Here is an 18,841-nt window from a genome sequence, read left to right as displayed (position 1 = left end):
AGTCATCTTGTTGAATCAGAGAGTGCGGGATTGCGCGTCGTCGTCACGACGCTTGTCGTCCAAGACCTTGTTGTCTTCGACGGCGGATTGCTGCGGATGGTGGTTGAAAGATGGCAACTGCCAGGAAAAGCCGGCCGAGGCCACTTTCAGCACCTGCGGGTCGGTGTAGGCGTCCAGTGCGTCAGGACCATAGCCCTCGGGCGCGACCGTACCACGGAACAGCGGGTCGGCGGTGGGCGTCGTGGGAATGATCTGGCTGGGCGCCGTGACGGAGGACAGGCGATTGATCACCCCCGTCGGGCCCCAGGTGGCGCCGTTGAGGAAGTACGGCGAACCGACAAGCGAGCTCTTGACCATGGAGGCGGCCAGCGCGCCCGTCTTGCCGCCGATCGAACCCCAGATGTCGGCCGAACCGGCGGATGGCACCGAGAGATCGGCCACGTCGAGCTTGTTGTTCGCGGCTGCGTTGTTCAGGCCGATGCGCAGGGCGCCCAGCGGCCCGGCGGCCAGGGTGAGCGAGGTCTGCGGGCCGGACAGGCCGACGGCAGTGATGTTGCCGTTGGTGCTGATGGTTGCGGTCGAGCCTTGCAGCTTGGCCGGCGCGCCCAGGTTAATGGGTCCCTGGGTAACCAGCAGTTGCGCAGGCAATGTCAGGCCGGCGCCGCCAGTCTGGTTGAAGCCCGTGGCGGCCTTCACCGTGGTGGCGGCGGCGAAGGCCGTCGTGCCGGCGGCGTCAGTGTTGGCGATGTTGATCGCGCCCGCCTCCGCGGTGACGTCCTTGCCGAACGATGCGTTGCCGCCCGAGATATCGATCCCGCCGGGGCCCGAGGCACGCACCGCACCGTTGTAGCTGGCGGACTTGGCTTCCAGCTGCTGCACGCGGTAGGCGCTGACGTCGCCATTCAGCACGATGGTGTCGACGGCGCGCAGCGTCAGTGAACCGAGGCCGGTGGCGTTGCCTGCGACCTGCAGATTCTGGCCGGCGCTGATGGCGAGATTGTTGCCGTTGCCCCCGTCCAGCGTGCTGCCCAGCATGACCGAACCGGAGCTGCTGCTCAGTTGGCGATCTCCCGTCAAGGTCACCGCGCCGGCGTAGGTTTGGTCTCCCGTCGTGACGACCTTGCCGGACCCCATCGTGGTGGTGCCGTCTATGTCCAGGCCGCGCAGCGGCGTGGTGCCGCCGATGTCGCCCTGGATGTCGGCGTTGCCGGCGATGATCAGGCCCTGTTGGCCCGGATCCGTGCCGTCGACGCCGGCCTGCAGCCGGATGTCCGTGCCGCTGAGCGTGGTGTCCGCGCCGCCCAGGACCATATGCTGGCCATACTGCTGCGCTCCCGTGGTGTCGATGGAACCGCCATTGATCAGGAGGTCCCCCTGGCCGCTGGTCTGCACCGAGGCTGCGCGGACCGGACCGTTCAGGACGGTGTCTCCGGCAGCATGGATCCTAAAGTGTTCCAGGCGCGTACCCTGGCCCACCGGCCCGGCGAAGGCGACGTTGCCCGCTGCGGCGGATGCCGTCAGGTCATGGCCGCCATCGACCGAATCGCCAAAGCGGATATCGCCGTTGCGGCTGGTCAAGGCCGAGTCGCCGTCCAGGATGACTGCGCCCTGGTACGACTGGTCGCCCGAAGTGGCGATGCCGCCTGCGCCGAGCTTGGAATTCCCGGTGACAGTCAGGCTGGCCAGGGCTTCGTTAGCGCCGATCGGGCCCTTGAGCACTGCGTCGCCGTCGATGGTCAGTCCGTGGCTGCCGTCGCCGCCGCCCAGCAGGCTGACGGTGCTGCCCTTGAGCACGGTGTCCGCGCCCAGCATGGCAAGTTCCCCGTACGATTGCGCGCCAGTGGTGTCGACCAGGCTGCCATTGATGGCCAGGGTGCCGCCAGCGCTGGTGGTGACGGACGCCGCGTAGATGGGGCTGTCCAGCACGGTAGCGCCATTGCTGTTGACCGTGATGTCGCCCAGACGGGCTGCGCCGGCATCGCCGACCGCGCCCGAGAAGGTGACATTGCCGTTGCCGGTATCGATGGCCAGGCCATAGCCTGCGCCGGCGGCGCTGGCAACCTTGCCGCCGAAGACGACGTCGGCGTTGGCGGTGTCGCTTTGCAGGCTGGCGTTGAGCGTGACGTCGCCCTGGTAGGACTGTGCGCCCACGGTGTTGATGGCGCCGCCGCCCAGTTCTGCGTTGCCGCCGATGGCGAGCGAGGCCAGGCGGTTGTTGGCGCCCAAGGCGCCGTTGATCACCGCGTTGCCCGCGATGTTCAGGGCGTGGGTGCCGTCAGCGCCGCCCAGCAGGCTGACGGTGCTGCCCTTGAGCACGGTGTCCGCGCCCAGCGTGGCCAGCTCGCCATAGGACTGCGTGCCGGTGGTATCGACCCGGCCGCCATTGATAGCGAGCGAGCCGCCGGCGTTGGTGGTGACCGAGGCGGCGTAGACCGCGCCATCCAGCGCGGTGGCGCCGTTGCTGTTGACGGTGATGTCGCCCAGGCGCGCGGCCGCAGCGCCGACCGCGCCCGAGAAGGCGACGTTGCCGTTGCCGGCGTCGATCGTCAGCTGCTTGCCCGCGCCCGCTACCGTGCCACTGAAGCCGACGTTGCCATTGGCAGTGGCGATGTCCAGGCCGTCGGTCAGCGTGACCTGACCTTGGTAGGACTGTGCGCCCACGGTGTGGATGGCGCCGCCGCCCAGCTCGGCATTGCCGCCGATGGCGAGCGAAGCCAGGCGGTTGTTGGCGCCCAAGGCGCCGTTGATCACCGCATTGCCCGCGATGTTCAGGGCGTGGGCGCCGTCAGCGCCGCGCAGCAGGCTGACGGTGCTGCCCTTGAGCACGGTGTCCGCGCCCAGCGCGGCCAGTTCGCCATAGGACTGCGTGCCGCTGGTATCGACCCGGCCGCCATTGATGGCGAGCGTACCGCCGGCGTCGGTGGTGACCGAGGCGGCGTAGACCGCGCCATCCAGCGCGGTGGCGCCGTTGCTGTTGACGGTGATGTCGCCCAGGCGCGCGGCCGCAGCGCCGACCGCACCCGAGAAGGCGACATTGCCGTTACCGGTGTCGATCGTCAGCTGCTTGCCCGCGCCCGCTACCGTGCCACTGAAGCCGACGTTGCCATTGGCGGTGGTGATGTCCAGCCCGTCGGTCAGCGTGACCTGACCTTGGTAGGACTGTGCGCCCACGGTGTGGATGGCGCCGCCGCCCAGCTCTGCGTTGCCGTCGATGGCGAGCGAAGCCAGGCGGTTGTTGGCGCCCAAGGCGCCGTTGATCACCGCATTGCCCGCGATGTTCAGGGCGTGGGCGCCGTCAGCGCCGCGCAACAGGCTGACGGTGCTGCCCTTGAGTACGGTGTCCGCGCCCAGCGCGGCCAGTTCGCCATAGGACTGCGTGCCGCTGGTATCGACCCGGCCGCCATTGATGGCGAGCGTACCGCCGGCGTCGGTGGCGACCGAGGCGGCGTAGACCGCACCATCCAGCGCGGTGGCGCCGTTGCTGTTGACGGTGATGTCGCCCAGGCGCGCGGCCGCAGCGCCGACCGCGCCCGAGAAGGCGACGTTGCCGTTGCCGGCGTCGATCGTCAGCTGCTTGCCCGCGCCCGCTACCGTGCCACTGAAGCCGACATTGCCATTGGCAGTGGTGATGTCCAGCCCGTCGGTCAGCGTGACCTGACCTTGGTAGGACTGTGCGCCCACGGTGTGGATGGCGCCGCCGCCCAGCTCTGCATCGCCGCCGATGGCGAGCGAAGCCAGGCGGTTGTTGGCGCCCAAGGCGCCGTTGATCACCGCATTGCCCGCGATGTTCAGGGCGTGGGCGCCGTCAGCGCCGCGCAGCAGGCTGACGGTGCTGCCCTTGAGCACGGTGTCCGCGCCCAGCGCGGCCAGTTCGCCATAGGACTGCGTGCCGCTGGTATCGACCCGGCCGCCATTGATGGCGAGCGTACCGCCGGCGTTGGTGGTGACCGAGGCGGCGTAGACCGCGCCGTCCAGCATGGTGGCGCCGTTGCTGTTGACGGTGATGTCGCCCAGGCGCGCGGCGGCGGCGTCGCCGACCGCGCCAAAGAACGTGACGTTGCCGTTGCCCGTGCCGACGGTGAGGCTGCTGCCCGCGCCGGCAGCGCTGGCGACCGTGCCGCCGAAAACGACATTGCCATCGGCCGTGGTAATGCCCAGGTCATCGGACAGCGCAACGTTGCCTTGGTAGGACTGCGCCCCAACCGTCTTGATGGCTCCGGCATCCAGATTGGCCGTGCCGGTGATGGTCAGCGAGGCCAGGCGGGCATTGCTGCCTGTACCGATGGCGCCGTTGATCGCCGCGTTGCCGTCGATGGTCAGGCTCTGGGATTCGTCGGCCGAGCCCGCGCCTTGGTGCAGTGTGACATTGCTGCCCTTGAGCAGGGTGTCCGCGCCCAGCGTGGCCAGTTCACCGTAGGACTGCGTGGCCGTGGTGTCGACCCGGCCGCCGTTGATGGCGAGCGTGCCGCCGGCGTCGGTGGTGACCGAAGCGGCGTAGATGGCGCCGTCCAGCATGGTGGCGCCGCTGCTGTTGACCGTGATGTCGCCCAGGCGCGCGGCCGCAGCGCCAACCTCGCCCGAGAAGGCAACGTTGCCGTTGCCGGTCCCGATCGTCAATTGCATGCCCGCGCCCGCGACGTTGGCGCCGAAGCCGACAGCGCCATTGGCGGTCGCAAGGTCCAGGTCATCGGACAGCGTGACGTTGCCTTGGTAGGACTGCGCGCCGAGCGTGTTGATGACGCCGCCATTCAGATCGGCTGCGCCGGTGATGGTCAGCGAGGCCAGACGGGCATTGTTGCCCGCGCCGATGGCGCCGTTGATCGTCGCGTTGCCGTCGATGGTCAGGCCCTGGGTTTCGTTGGCCGAGTCCGCGCCTTGGTTCAGCGTGACGTTGCTGCCCTTGAGCGAGGTCTGCGCGCCCAGCACGGCGAGTTCGCCGTAGGACTGCGTGCCGGTGGTATCGACGCGGCCGCCATTAATGGCCAGTGTGCCGCCGGCGTCGGTGGTGACAGACGCTGCGTAGACGGCGCCGTCCAGCACGGTAGCGCCATCGCTGTTGACGGTGATATCGCCCAGGCGCGCGGCCGCAGCGCCGACCGCGCCCGAGAAGGCGACGTTGCCGTTGCCGGCATCGATCGTCAGCTGCTTGCCCGCGCCCGCTACCGTGCCACTGAAGCCGACATTGCCATTGGCAGTGGTGATGTCCAGGCCGTCGGTCAGCGTGGCCTGGCCTTGGTAGGACTGTGCGCCCACGGTGTTGATGGCGACGCCGCCCAGCTCGGAAGCTCCGGTGATGGTGAGCGAGGCCAGGCGGGCATTGCCGCCCGCGCCGACCGCTCCCTTGATCACGGCGTTGCCGGCTATCGTCAGGTCCTGGGATTCATTGACCGAGTCCGCGCCCTGGCTCAGCGTGACGGTGCTGCCCTTGAGCACGGTGTCCGCGCCCAGCGTGGCGAGTTCGCCATAGGACTGCGTGCCGGTGGTATCGATCCGGCCGCCATTGACGGCGAGCGTGCCGCCGGCATCGGTGGTGACCGCGGTGGCGTAAATCGCACCGCCCAGCGTGGTGGCGCCGTGGCTGTTGATTGTGATGTCGCCCAGGCGCGCCGCGGCGGCATCGCCGACCGCGCCAGCGAACGTGACGTTACCGTTGCCCGTGCCGACCGTGAGGCGGCTGCCGGCGCCGGGAGCGCTGGCGACGGTGCCTGCGAAGCCCACGTTGCCATTGGCCGTAGTGATCTCCAGGTCCTCGGACAGCGTGACATTGCCTTGGTAGGACTGCGCGCCGACCGTATCGATCGCGCCGCCATTCAGCTCGGCCGCTCCGGTGATGGTCAGCGAGGCCAGGCGGGCATTGCTGCCTGCGCCGATGGCGCCGTTGATCGTCGCGTTGCCGCCGATGGTCAGGTCCTGGGTTTCGTCGGTCGAGTCCGCGCCTTGGTTCAGCGTGATCTTGCTGCCCGTGAGCAGCGTGTCCGCGCCCAGCACGGCGAGTTCGCCGTAGGACTGCGTGGCCGTGGTGTCGACGCGGCCGCCATTGATGGCCAGCGTGCCGCCGGCATCGGTGGTGACCGACGCCGCGTAGACGGCGCCGTCCAGCGTGGCGGCGCCCTGGCTGTTGACCGTGAGCCCGCCCAGGCGCGCGGCGCCGGCATCGCCGACCGCGCCAGCGAACGTGACGTTGCCGCTGCCCGTGCCCACCGTCAGGTTGCTGCCCGCGCCCGCGGCGCTGGCGACCGTGCCGCCGAACCCGACATTGCCATTGGCGGTCGCAAGACTCAGATCGCCGGACAGCGTGACATTGCCTTGGTAGGACTGCGCGCCAATCGTATTGATGGCGCCGCCATTCAGCTCGGCCGCGCCCGTGATGGTCAGCGAGGCCAGGCGGGCATTGTTGCCCGCGCCGATGGCGCCGTTGATTGTGGCGTTGCCGTCGATGGTGAGGCTCTGTGTTTCGTCGGCCGAGTCTGCACCCTGATTCAGCGTGACGTTGCTGCCCTTGAGCGTGGCGTTCCGGGCCAGGGTGATCCGCTCGCCGTAGGACTGGGTGCCCGTGGTGTCGATGCTGGCGCTCTCGATGATCACACTGCCGGGAGCGTCGGTCTGTACCGATGCCGCCCGTACCGCGCCGTTGAAGGCGGTCGTGCCGGACGTGTTGGCCGTCAGCTTGTTCACGCGCGTGGCGCCACCAACGGCGCCGAAACTGATGTTGCCGCCCGAGGTCGAGCCGACGGTCAGGTCGCGCGCGCCATCCAGCGCATTGTCGAAGGCGACGCTGCCGATGGTGGTGTTCAGCGACTGGTCGCTGCCCAAGGTTACGGCGCCCTTGTAATGCTGGTTGCCTGTGGTGGAGATGCTGCTCGTATTCAGCGTGACGGGGCCGACGACGGTCAGGCTGGCGAGCCGGGTATTGGCGCCGATGGCACCTGCCAGCGCTGCAGTACCGTCGATCTCCAGCCCATGGGCGCCGTCCGCGCCATTGCGCAGGGTGAGGGTGGCGCCGGTCAGCGTCGCATCGTCGCCCAGTTGCACGCGGCCACTGTAGTCCTGCGCACCACTGGTGGTCACCATGCCTCCGTTGATCGCCACGACACCCGTGCCTGCCTGGTTCAAAGAGGCGATGTCGACGGCGCCGCCGTAGGTGGTGGCGCCGGTGCTGGTGACGGTCAGCGCGTTGGCACCCGACATGCCACCCGTGAAAGTGACCGCGCCGCTGCCGGTGGACACGGTAACGCCGCTGCCCAGGACGGTGGCGCCATCGACACCGAAGGCGCCGTTGTTTGTCGTATACGTGCCGCGCAGCGTGGTGGCGCCGTTGTACTGCTGGGCGCCAGTGGTGGCAACCTGCCGCAGGTCGATGCTGGCGCCATCGACGCTCAGGCTGGCCAGGTTGGTGGCGTTGCCGCCCAGCGTGACGTGGCCGCCAGTGGAGACAATGGCCGCCTCTTGGCCGGCGCCGTTCAGCAGGCCCGAGAGGCTGACATCGCCGTTGGCGGTCAGGGTGCGCTTGCCGCCTGCCAGCGTGGTGTTGCCGGTGATGTCGATGGCCGAGCCAGTGAGGTCGCCATTGAGGGTGACGTCGCCGGTATAGGCCTGGCGGCCCGCGGTGTTGGCGGCGGCCATTGAGATCCGCGTGCCGTTCACCACGAGTCCGTTGATGTCGCCGTTGGCAATGGCGTGGCTGATGGCGACATCGCCCGCGTCGGCCGTCAACGTCACGTTGCCGTTTGCGCCGCTGTTGCCGGCGGAAATGCCGACAGCGCTGGTCAGGTCGCCGTTGGCGTTGATGGCGATATTGCCGTCGGCCGTGGCGATGCGGCCCAGCGTCAGCGAGCCGGTGCCGTCCACAAAGATGTCGCCGGTGCCCAGGACGTTGGCCTTGAGATTGCGGGCCGAAGTCGAGAAGTGAGCATTCTCGGCGCCGATGCCGTTCTTGCTGGTCAGGTCGAGGTTGTTGGCTTGCAGGCTGCCGTCCAGGCCCGCCAGAGAGCCCTGAATGGCGCTCAGGATGATGGTGCCGTTGGCCGCGCCTGCGTTGACGGTGCCGATATCCACGTCGCCTTGCTGCGAGCTCAGGTCGATGCTGCGGTTGCTGCCGCTGGCCGTTGCCGACACGTTCAGCGTGCCGGTCGCGCTGGCGGTGATGTTGCCATTGGCCGTGTCAAGCAATGCCGCCAGCGCACCGGTATTGTTCAGCGCGAGGTTGGCCGCGGCCGCCGTGCCATTCAGGCGGACGTTGGCGGTACCTACCTGCGTCGTAAGCGTGGTGTTGCCTCCCGCGGCGCCGCTGCTGAAGTTCAGCGTATCCGCCTTGACCGCGATCGTGCGCGGCGTGGAGCCGTAGGCAACGATGTCGTTGCCGCCCGTCAGGGTGACGGTGTCGTTGGCTTGCACGCCGCCGCTGGCGACGGTCAACGTGCCGCCCGCAGCCAGCAGCAGGTTGTCCGCCGTGCTGGACAGGCCCGCGTGAGCGTCCAGGTCGCCGGCGGTGCGCAGATAGGCGGAACTGTGTTCGCCCGTCTGCGCGACGTTGCCACTGAGCGTAAGCTTGCGCGTGCCCACGTTGTCAAGGACGATAACCGCGCCGTCGGCGCCCGTCGCCAGGTTGCCCAGCGACGCGAGGTTGGTGCGCAGGGCGATGCCGCCCGAACCATCGGCCAGGTTCAGCGCCGAGCCGATGCTGCCGCCCGCCGTCGCGCTGAGGACGTTGCCGAAGATCAGGTTGCCTGGCAGCGCGCCCCGGATGGAGCCCGCTGCATCGAGAATGACGTTGCCCAGTTGCTTGGCGTCGATCGTGTTGATCGACAGGTCCCCGTTCGAGGTCGCGATCGAGATATTGTTTCCTGCCGAACTGGTGTTGCTGACGGCGTTCGCGACCAGCGTGGGGCCGGCAGTGGTGATGCCGATGGCGCCGTTCTGGGTGGTGATCGAATTCAGCGTGGTGCCGGCCGCGCGGTTGTCGTCCAAATAGATGGCGCCGGCGCCGGTGACTTCGGCCGTGATGCTGGCCGCGGTGGTCTGCAGTTTGTCGGCGGAACCCGCCGCGCCGCCGATGCCCGCGCCGGCCTTCAGCGCGACCGTACCGCCGATGATGCGGGTGGACGCCTCGCGGTCGTCGACGATGGTGCTGCCGGCCTTGCTGTAATCAATATTGACGGCGCCTGCGCCCGCGTCGATGTTGCCCGCCACGAGTTGGCTGTTTGTGCCGTTGCCGGTGATCTTGATCGTGCCGTTGTTCGACAGGGCATTGGCGATCTGCAAGTTGCCGGCAGCGGCGATGTCGATGATGTTGCCCGACAGATAGGAGTAGACGGAGTTATTGTCCGCCGCCAGGTACATGGCGCCGTTGGTGGTGACCTCGACGCGCTGGCCGGTCGCGTTGATGCGTCCGTTGCCGGTATTGATGCCCACGCCGACGGCGCCATTCAACGATACGCCGTAGGCCTTGACGCTGGCGCCGGCGCTGTCGGCCAGAATCATGCCGTTCTCGGCGCTGAGCGTGACCTGGCCGTTATTGGCGCCTGCCTGCACGTTCTTGGCCGTGATATTGCCCGCGCTGGTCTTGACCGAAATGTCATTGCCGACCGCGTCGGTGCCCGAGGCCATGCTGGTCAGCACCAGGTTGCCATTGCCGGTGATCCGGGTCTCGCCATTGGCGACCGAGGTCGTCAGGCCGCCCAGCAGGTTGCCGGTGCTGTCCAGATAGAGCGAGCCGTCGCCGGTGACGGTGGCCGATACCGGGCTGTTCGGGGCGGCGATCTTGATCGCCGCGTCGCGCGTGCCGATGCCGTTGCGGGCCGTCAGTGTGATGGGGCCGCCGCCCGCGCCCGAAAGCGTGCCGCCGCCGTGCAGGATACTGCCGGTCTGGGCGTTCAGGGTCAGGGCGTTGCCGGTGCCGTAGCTGACCGTGCCGACCTGGATGTCGCCAGTGGTGGTGGTGACCGACAGGTCGCCGCCGGCCCGCAGGTTGCCCAGGTTGATCGAACCGGTCTGCTTGAGCCAGATGCCGCCCGAGGCCGTAGCGGTGATGTTCTTGACCTGCGTGTTCAGGGTCTGGCCGGCCGAGCCGATGGTATTGGGCGTGTTGCCAGACGCGGTGGACAGCGCCAGGTCGCCCGCAACGATCTTCGCGGACGCGTTCATGCCCAGAATCGAGCCGCCCGTGTAGTAGTACGGGTTGGTCGACAGCGTCACCGAGCCGTTCTGCGTGACGTCGATGTCGTATATGTTGATCGCGCCGACGGCCTGGTATGTGAAGTTCAGGCCAGTGGTGTCGCGCACGATGGTCAGCGCGGTGGCGTTGCTGGTGTCGGCGCCGCTGAACGTCAGGTTCTGGGCGTCGATGGTCAGGAAGCCGCCGCTGCCCAGGTTCGAGCCCTGCGCGTTGTTGCGGATGATGGTCAGGTCGGAAAGGTCGGCCAGGTTGTCGACGTAGATGCTGCCCGGCGTGGCCATCGTCAGCTTCTCGGTGTTCAGGTGCAGGCGGGCCGAGTTCGAGCCGCCGATGGTGGCGGCCGTGCCGTAGTTGGCGGTCAGGCTGACGCTCTTGCCCGTGACCAGATTGCTGTTGTTGATGCCGGTGATGCTGCCGCGCGAGGTTGACAGCGCGACCGCGCCGTCGGTGGACGTGATGGTGCCCACGGTCAGATTGCGGCCGTTGTTGGCGGTGTCGGCGACCAGGGTGATGTTGCCCGGCGCGGTAACGGCGGTCGCCTGCAGGCCATAAGTCTCGGTCAGCGCGATGCTGCCGTCGGCGCGGTCGGTCTTGGTAGCGCTGAGCGTGACCGTGGTGGTGCCGCCATTCAGGGCATTGGTGCGGATGGCGCTCTTGTTGCCGATCGAGCCATTCGCCGTCAGGTCGACCGTGGTGGCGTTGTTGATCGTGCCGCTCAGGATAGAGCCGCCGGTGTTGTTGACGGTGAAGGCGTTGCCATTGGTGTTGACCGTGCCCAGCTCGATGTCGCCGACCGTGTTGCTGACCGCGCTGGCGCCCCTGGAGGTCAGGCTCGGCAGGCTGGTGTTACCTTCCACCGTGATGAACGCGCCGCCGTTGTCGGCCCTTCCGGACAGTGTGCTGACGCGGGTGTCGATGGCGTTGCCGGCGCCGGCGGCGCCGATCGCGTTGGTCGCGGTCAGGGTCAGGGCGGCCGCGTCGATCTTGCTGGCGGCATCGCCGTCGCCCAGCAGCGAACCGCGCGAGTAAAACACCACGTTGTCATAGCCGACGTTGACGGCGCCGACGGTGATGTTGCGGTCGCTGGTCACGCTCAGGTTCAGGCCGCCCTTGTCCTCGACTTTGGTCAGGACTAGTCCGGCGCTACTGGCGCTGCCGCCGTCCGCGGCCTCGAACACGATGTTTCCGCCGTCGCGCGTTGGCGAGGTGATGCCGTAGCTGCGGGCGCTGTTGCCCGTGGAGTACAGCGTCAGCGCGTCGATATGGGTATCGGAGTCGATGTACACATCGCCGCCGTTCTGGATGCTCAACAGCGGTGCCGACAGATTGATCTCGCGGCCCACGGCGCCGATGCTGCCCGAGCCCTGGGTCGTAATTGAAACTTGCGAGGCCGAGATGCGCTGACTGTCGTCGGCGCTGCCCAGGATGCTGTTGTTGCTGGACAGGCGCACGGTGCCAATCGGCGTCGTGTCGATGATACCGATGTCCTGGCCGACGTTGCTCGATAGCGTCAGGTTCAGTCCGGTGTCGTCGCGTACCTCGTTGACCTGCAGGCGGCTGCCGTTGTGGGCCACGTCGAACTTCAACTCGTTCGACTGGATCTGATAGGTGGCGGGCGCCACACCGGTGGCATACAGATACAGGCTGGCCAGGTCGCGGTCGTTGTCGACATAGACGTGGCTGCCGGCTGTCAGGTAAAGCTCGCTGGTGGTCGTGTGGATCGAGCCCGAGTTGTCGCCGGAGGCGACGCCGATCTGGCCGCTGGTTCCCAGGGTGACTACGTCGCCGGTGACGTGGGACGTTGGGGACAGGTTCAGGATATGCGCACCCGCGCCATACGCGCCCAGGCTCACGGTGTTGGCGGCGCCGACGTCGACATCGCCGACATACAGTGTGCGATCCCCCGTGAACGAGAAATTCAGGCCGGTCAGGTCGCTGACTTGGGCCATCGTATAGACGCCGGCGTCGGCGACATTGAATGTCAAGCCCTTGGCCGCCACTTGCAGCACATTGTCCACCGCGCTGTTGGCATGGTTGGCGGTAATGTTCAACGAGTACAGGTCGCTGGCATTGTTGACATACAGGTTGCCGCCGGACTGCGTGGTCAGCTGGCGCGTGTCGGTCTGTATCGCGTTGCCGGCTGCGCCGATCGACTGCGTGGCCGTCAGCGTCAATACGGGCGCGACATAACGTCCGGCGCCCTGCATGATCGAGCCATTGGTGACGCTTACCAGGGCCGAGCCGGCGGCGCTGTTGTCCAGCAGCGTCAGGCTCTTGTTGTTCGACACCGACAGGCTGCCGCGGATGTTGGATGACAGCGAGTCAACGCTGACGAACAGTGGCTGGCCGGTGGCATAGACGCCCGTGACCGAGCCGGCGTTCAGGGTCAGCGCGCCGGTGGTGATGTTGGGGGCGCTGGCACTGAAGCTGTTGCCATAGATGGTGCCGTTGCTGGCCAGCGTGACTGACCCTCCAGCGGCGGTGCTGACGTTGTTGACGGTCAGCGCGCGGTCCGACGAGATCGAGAGCGCCAGGTTGCCGGTGTTGGTGATGTTGTTCAGCGTCAGCCCGGCGAAGCCGGTCGAGTCGCTCAGCGAGAACGCGGTCATGCCGCTGGCGCTGATGTTGTAGGTATTGGTGAGAGCGCCGCTGGTGCTGCTGTGGTTGGCCGTCAGCGACAGCGACCCGAGCTGCTTGTTGTTGGCGACGGACACGTTGCCGGCCGAGGCCACCGCCAGGTTGGCGGTGCTGGTCTGGGCCGACACGCTACCGTTGGTGCCCAGCGCGCTCAGGCTGACGTTGTTGCCGGTGATCAGGCCCGAGCCGCCGATGCTCGGAGACAGGTCGGTGTTGGCGTAGCGTGACGTCAGCGATACCGAGCCGCCGCCAGTGTTGATGGTGTTCGATACGATGGCGGTGTCGGTATTGACCGCCAGGGCGGCGCCGTTCATGTTGGCGCCGATCGCCAGGGTCGTGCCGCCGGAGATGGACAGCGTCTGGCTGCCCAGGCCGCCGAAGGTATAGCTGTTGGTGTCGAAGTTGGTGACGCTGTAGGCATCACGCCGCGACAGGTGCAGATCCAGGCTGTTCAGCGTCAACCCGCCGTTGTGCAGGTTGATATCGCCGTTGTTGGTGATGGCCAGGTTGCTGGTGCTCAGGCGCAGGGCGCGGCCGCTTGCGCCGATGGCACCGGTATTGGCATCGCGCGCGGTGTAGCTGTCCGAGCCGGTGGCGGACAGCGTGACGCTGCCCGCCGCGATGCGGCCGCTGCCGCTGTCGCTGGTGATGCTGGAGTTGGCGCCGCCATTGGCGGTGGTCAGGCTGATGGAGTTGCTGGCGGTCAGCGTGCCGACCTGGATATTCTTGCGGCCGCTGAAGCTGAAGTCGGTCAGGCCGCCCGTGACCTGTTCCAGGTACTGGGTGGCACCGTCGTCGCTGATGCGGATGACTTGGCCGGCGCCGCCGGTGATGTCGAAGGTCGCGGCGCTGCCTGCATTCTTCAGGCTGTTGATAGCCAGGCTGCGCAGCACCGTGTCGCTGCCGACGTACATGTTGTTGCCGGCGGTCAGGTTGAGCGCCGAAGCACCCGTCAAGGCCAGCGCGCCACCTGGGATGGATGAGCCGATGGAACCGTTCGCGCCCGCCGTCAGGGCGACGGTCGAGGCGCGGATGGCGCCGGGGCTGGCCGGATTGTCGTTGCTGATGCTCAGGCCGGTTGCCAGGCTGACTTTGCCACTGGCGCCCGCGTCGATGTTGCCGACCAGCAGGTTCTTGCTGTCGGCGGCAAAGCCGAAGTCCAGGCCGCTCGAACTGGCGATGTCCGTCAGGTGGATGCCCAGGCCGTCATCCGTCACGGTGAAAGCCGTCAGGTTCGGCGCCGTGATGCTGTATGAGCCGTTGGCGGTTCCATTGCGCGTGATGTTCAGCCGAGCCAGGCCGGCGAGGTTGTCGACGGCAATGCCGGCGCCGCTGGCCAGGCTGACGTCGGGCGCCTGCAAGGCCAAGGCCGCACCGGGTGCTCCGATGGCGCCGCCCGCCGTCAAGGCGATGTGGGTGCCGCGAATGATGGTGGCGGCGTCGCCGTCGTCCACCAGCGATCCCCCCGAGTTGTTCAGCGTAACCGCGCCGCCTGCGCGCAGGTCGCCCAGTGTGGTATTGCCATACGATTGGAGGTAGCCGATCTGGCCCGTGCCGGCTTCCACGCGCGTCAACTGAATGCCAGTCGCGGTGCCGTTCAGGTAGATGTCGCTTCCGGCCAGCGCCTGCACATTGACCACGCCCGCGCCACTCACTCCGACATAGTTCAGATTCCCGCCGTACACGCCGCCGATCGCGCCTGCCGCTTTCAGCGAGACGTTGTTGCCGCCGGCGTACACGCCGCCGTAACCCGAGCCGAACAAGGATCCATTGGCGGCGTTCAGCGCCACGCTGCCAAAGCTGCTGCGCACCATGTTGGCCAGCAGCATGTCGCCTTGCCGCGCCTCGATTTGTACGTCGCCACTGGCCGTGATGTTGTTCAGTGTGACGACGCCGGCGGTGTTGGACGAGCCGGTGGGATTAGGCAGTTGCACATAGAAGCCGCCATCTCCAGCCCAGCCGCCCAGTAGGCCGGTCAGCACGTCCAGGTGGCCGGTGCCGGCGGCGCCGACGCCCTTGCTGCTCATCAGGTTGACCGAACTGGCCAGCAGCCGGGTCTGTTTGTTGCCGTCGTCGAGAATATTGCCTGTGGCGGTCAGCGCGATGCTGCCGCTGTATCCGGCATCGATGTTGCCGACCGTGATGTCGCGGTCACCGGTGAAGCTGAAGTTTACCCAGTTGCTGTCGCGGACTTCATGGATCGTGTGCCCGCCGACGTCGTCGGTGATGTTGAACAGCAGCGACGGTGCGCGCACGTCCAGCGCATAGCGGTCATCCGCGCCCTTGTGGCGCGCGTACACGGTCAACGAGAAGAGGTCGGCGATATCGGTGACGTAGAGGTCGCCGCGCGTGTCCAGCGTCAGGCCCTGCGCGTTGACGCCGACGAAACCGGAGCCGGTGCCGATATCCTGAGCGGCCCTGAGACTGACGTTGTTGGCGGTGACACGGGTATCGACGATGCCGTCGTCGAGGATGCTGCCCAGCGTGGAGCTCAGACCGATGCTGCTGCCGGCACGGATGTTGCCCAGCTTCAGGCTCTGGTCGCCGGTGAACGAGAACTGGCTCAGCAGCGAGCTGTATACCTGGCGCAGCTCGTAGGCGTTGCCCAGGTCGTCGTTGACGTCGAAATTCAGGAATGGCGCGGCGATTTGCAGCGTGTTGCGGCGGGCGGGATCCGCGTGGGAATTGCTGATGACCAGGTAGGTCAGCGTTTTTCCGGGGTTGTCGACGTAGATGTCACCGCCGCTGCCCAGCGTCAGGTTGGTCGTGGCCGTCAGGAGGTGGTCGCTGGCTGTGCCGATGTGTTGTTGGGCCTGGAGGGTGACGTTGTTGCCCGCCAGCGCGCTATTGGCATTGGCGCGCACGATGCTGCCGCCCTGCGCATTGAGCCAGAGCGTACCGGTGCCCGCATCCAGCATGTTGGCGCTCAGGTTCGTCACGCCGGTGACGTAGATGCCGTTGCTGGCCTTCAGGTCGTCCAGCAGCACCGAGCCCTGGGCCTGGTTGAGATAGATACTGCCACCCGTGGCGTTCAGGACGCCGGCGGCAGTGCGCAGGTGGGTGCCCGAGGTGCCCACCGTGTAGCTGGTGTTGGAGGCCGGGGCCAGCAGCGTGACGACGTTGCCGGTGATGAGCGAGGCCGAGGATCCTGTGATGCTGCCCGCGCGCGCGGTGAGCGTGACGTTGCCCGCGCCCGCGTTGACCTGACCGGCTGCGATACTGTTGCCGGTCAGGTTGATGGCGCCGCCGCCCGAGCCGACGTTATTGGCCGAGACGCTGCCCGCGCCGGTGATCGCGATCGGACCGCCATTGGCCTGTGCCTGCGTGATGTTCAGATTGGTGCTGGTGCTGTCCAAGTACACGCCGCCGGCGCCCGCGGTGGCGGACAAGTTGGAGGCGTTGGTCTTCAAGGCGCGTACGGAGCCACCGATGATGCCCTGCTGAGCCGACAGGCTTAGCGACGAGGTGGAGATGCTGGTGGCGTCGTTGCCATCATCCAGGATGCTGCCGAGCATCGAGGTCAGCGTCGCGCCGCCGCCCGCCTTGATGTCACCCAGCGTCAGTTGGGCGGTGATCTGGACGGCCAGACTGCCGGTGGTGTCGATCGCCTTCAGGTTCAGCGAACCCAGGCCGTTCACGTAGATGCCGCCGCTGCCGCTGGTGGCGGTCAGGGCGGCGGCCTGCGTGCGCAATGCTTGTGCCGAGGAACCGATAGCGCCATTGCGACCATTGCTGCCGGACGCGCTCAACGTGATCTGGTTGGCGTTCAGCAGGCCACCGAGAGTACCGAAGATATCGCCGGCCGTTGATGCCAGCGTCAGCGTGCCCGTGCCCAGGGCCACGTCCGCGACGGTGATGCTGCGATCGCCGGTAAACGAGAAGTTCAGCCCCGATTGGCTGATCGTGTTCAGTTGGTAGCCGCCGTTGTCCTGCAGCGCGAAGGCCAGGCCCGGCGAGGTCAGCTGGAAACTGTTGTTGACGCCGGATTGCGCATGGCGGCTGGTGATGTCCAGCGTAGTCAGCGTCTGGCGGTTGGCCACGGCGAGGTTGCCGCCGGTCGCCAACGATAGCAGCGACGTCTGGGTATTGACCGGCGCGGCCATATCGCCGATGTTGCCGCCGCTGGCGTCCAGGTGGACGGTCCTGCCCGCCACAACCTGGTTGGCGCCGCCCGTGTTGCGGATTGAGCCCGCGCTGGTGCGGATGAGCGCCGCGCCGTTGCCGGCGTCGATGATGTTGGCCAGGTTGATGTCGCCGGTGGCATTCAGAGTGATCGCGCCGCCGCGGCTGGTCAGCTTGCCGATGTTGTTCAGCGTGCTGCCCACCCCCAGCGCCTCCAGTGTGATGGAGCCGCCCTGGGTGCTGATCTCGGTGTTCGCGTTTTCGAAGCGGATGCCGCCCGTCTGGGTCGAACGCATCGTGAAGCTGTGGCCGGCGGCGGTCTGCAGGTTGATCGCCGACATGTCCGCCACCGTGATCTGGCCGGTGGCTTCCAGCTTGATGTTGGTGGTGCCCGCCAGGCTTTCGAGCAGGCCGCGCGACACGGTGTTGTTGGCGGCGTTGGCGTCGCCGCCGTTGATGGTGCCGTCGCCGGCATTGCCGTCTTGCGAGCCGCCAGTGGCCGAGTCGACGATGCGCAGATCGGTCGGATCGATCAGCAGCAGGCCGGTCTTGCCTTTGGGCGCGCGCAGGTCCGCCGTGCCGGTCAGGCCGATGTTCTTGTTGCTGGACACTTCGGCGAAGCCGCCGTCGCCGCCTTGCGCACCTCCACGGGCCGAAAGGGTGCCCCCGAAAGCGGTGGCGTCGTTGGACCACATCGTGACGTTGCCGCCCTTGCCGTCGACCAGCGCGTCGGCCTTGAGCGTTGCGCCTGCTGCCACTTTGACGGTGGACGATTTGCCGCTGAAGGCGGCCGAGCCGTCATCCGGCGTGACGCCCAGGCTGCCCAGTGCGATTTCGCCGCCGCCTGCCGCGCCGGATACGTCGATGGCGGCGCTGCGCGCCGCGTTCACGTGTTCGCCGGTCACCACGACCTTGCCGCCGCGCTCGCCGGTGCCGGTGCCGGTCGCGTCGACCGTGCCAGCGATCCTGACCGTTCCGGCGTCGCCGCCGGACAGCACGATCTTGCCGTTCTGCGTACCCACCGACTTGGCGCTGACGATGCCATCGGTATTGACGACATTGTCGATCACGCCCTTGACGGCGCGCGCCGTCATCAAGACCGTTCCGCCATCGGCGCGGATCACGCCGTTGTTGGCCACCAAGGCCGATACCGGCTTGCCGTCGGCATCCTTGGGCAGATCGGCGACCGCGGACGTGGCATCGAAGCTCAGCAGGCCGTCGCCATGAAAGTCGACCGTGACGGTCTTGGCGCCCGCCAGGGCCACGCGGCCCAGCTTGGCTTCGATCACGCCGGAGTTGCGCACCGCGGGCGCCACCAGCGCGGCCAGGCCGCTGTCCTTGATGCTGATCGTGCCTTCGTTGACGATCATGGCGCCGCGCTTGGAAGACGGCTGATTGAACTTGTAATTGCCGGCCAGGAAGTCTTTGTCGTTGATGTTCGCGGTGGTGGCCACCAGGCCGCCCACGTCGACGCGCGCGCCTTTGCCGAACACCACGCCGTTCGGATTGACCAGCATCACGGTGCCATTGGCGTTCAAGCGGCCGAAGATGGCCGAGGGGTCGTTGCCGACCACGCGGTTCAGCGTCACGCTGTTGCCGCCGGGCTGCCGGAAGTTGACCGTCTCGTTGGCGCCGATGCTGAAGTCTTTCCAGTTGATGATGGCCTTGCCGGTCGACTGGGTGATGTCCAGCGTGCCGTTGCCGCGATCCGAGATATTGGCCGAGCCGGCGATCACCTTGCCGCCGGTGGGATTGGCGTTTGCGCCGGTCGAGGCAAGCGAGCCTATCAGCACGGCCAGCGTGCTGAGCGCGGGGAGAGCGGCTTCCTTTTTCATGTTCAGGCGGCGGGCGGTCTTGGCAAGGCTGCGGGAATTGCGGGTCATGGTCGGTCTCTTCTTTCTTCTTGTT

1 protein-coding gene is annotated in these 18,841 nt (G+C 67.3%); it reads right to left on the bottom strand.

Features of this window, described 5'->3' with window-relative positions:
• Positions 1-15 precede the first annotated feature (15 nt).
• A complete protein-coding gene (locus CEY08_RS01710; RefSeq protein ID WP_076815722.1) occupies positions 16-18,816 on the bottom strand; it encodes a filamentous hemagglutinin N-terminal domain-containing protein in 18,801 nt (6,266 codons plus the stop codon).
• Between the last annotated feature and the right edge of the window lie 25 nt (positions 18,817-18,841).

Source organism: Achromobacter insolitus (assembly GCF_002209555.1).
Classification (GTDB): Bacteria; Pseudomonadota; Gammaproteobacteria; order Burkholderiales; family Burkholderiaceae_B; genus Achromobacter; species Achromobacter insolitus.
Note: the sequence above shows the minus strand (reverse complement) of the source record. Positions and strands in the feature narration are given on the sequence as shown.

Excerpts from the sequence above, each read along its gene's own strand:
- CEY08_RS01710 (WP_076815722.1), bottom strand. The coding sequence starts at position 18,816 with ATGACCCGCAATTCCCGCAGCCTTGCCAAGACCGCCCGCCGCCTGAAC.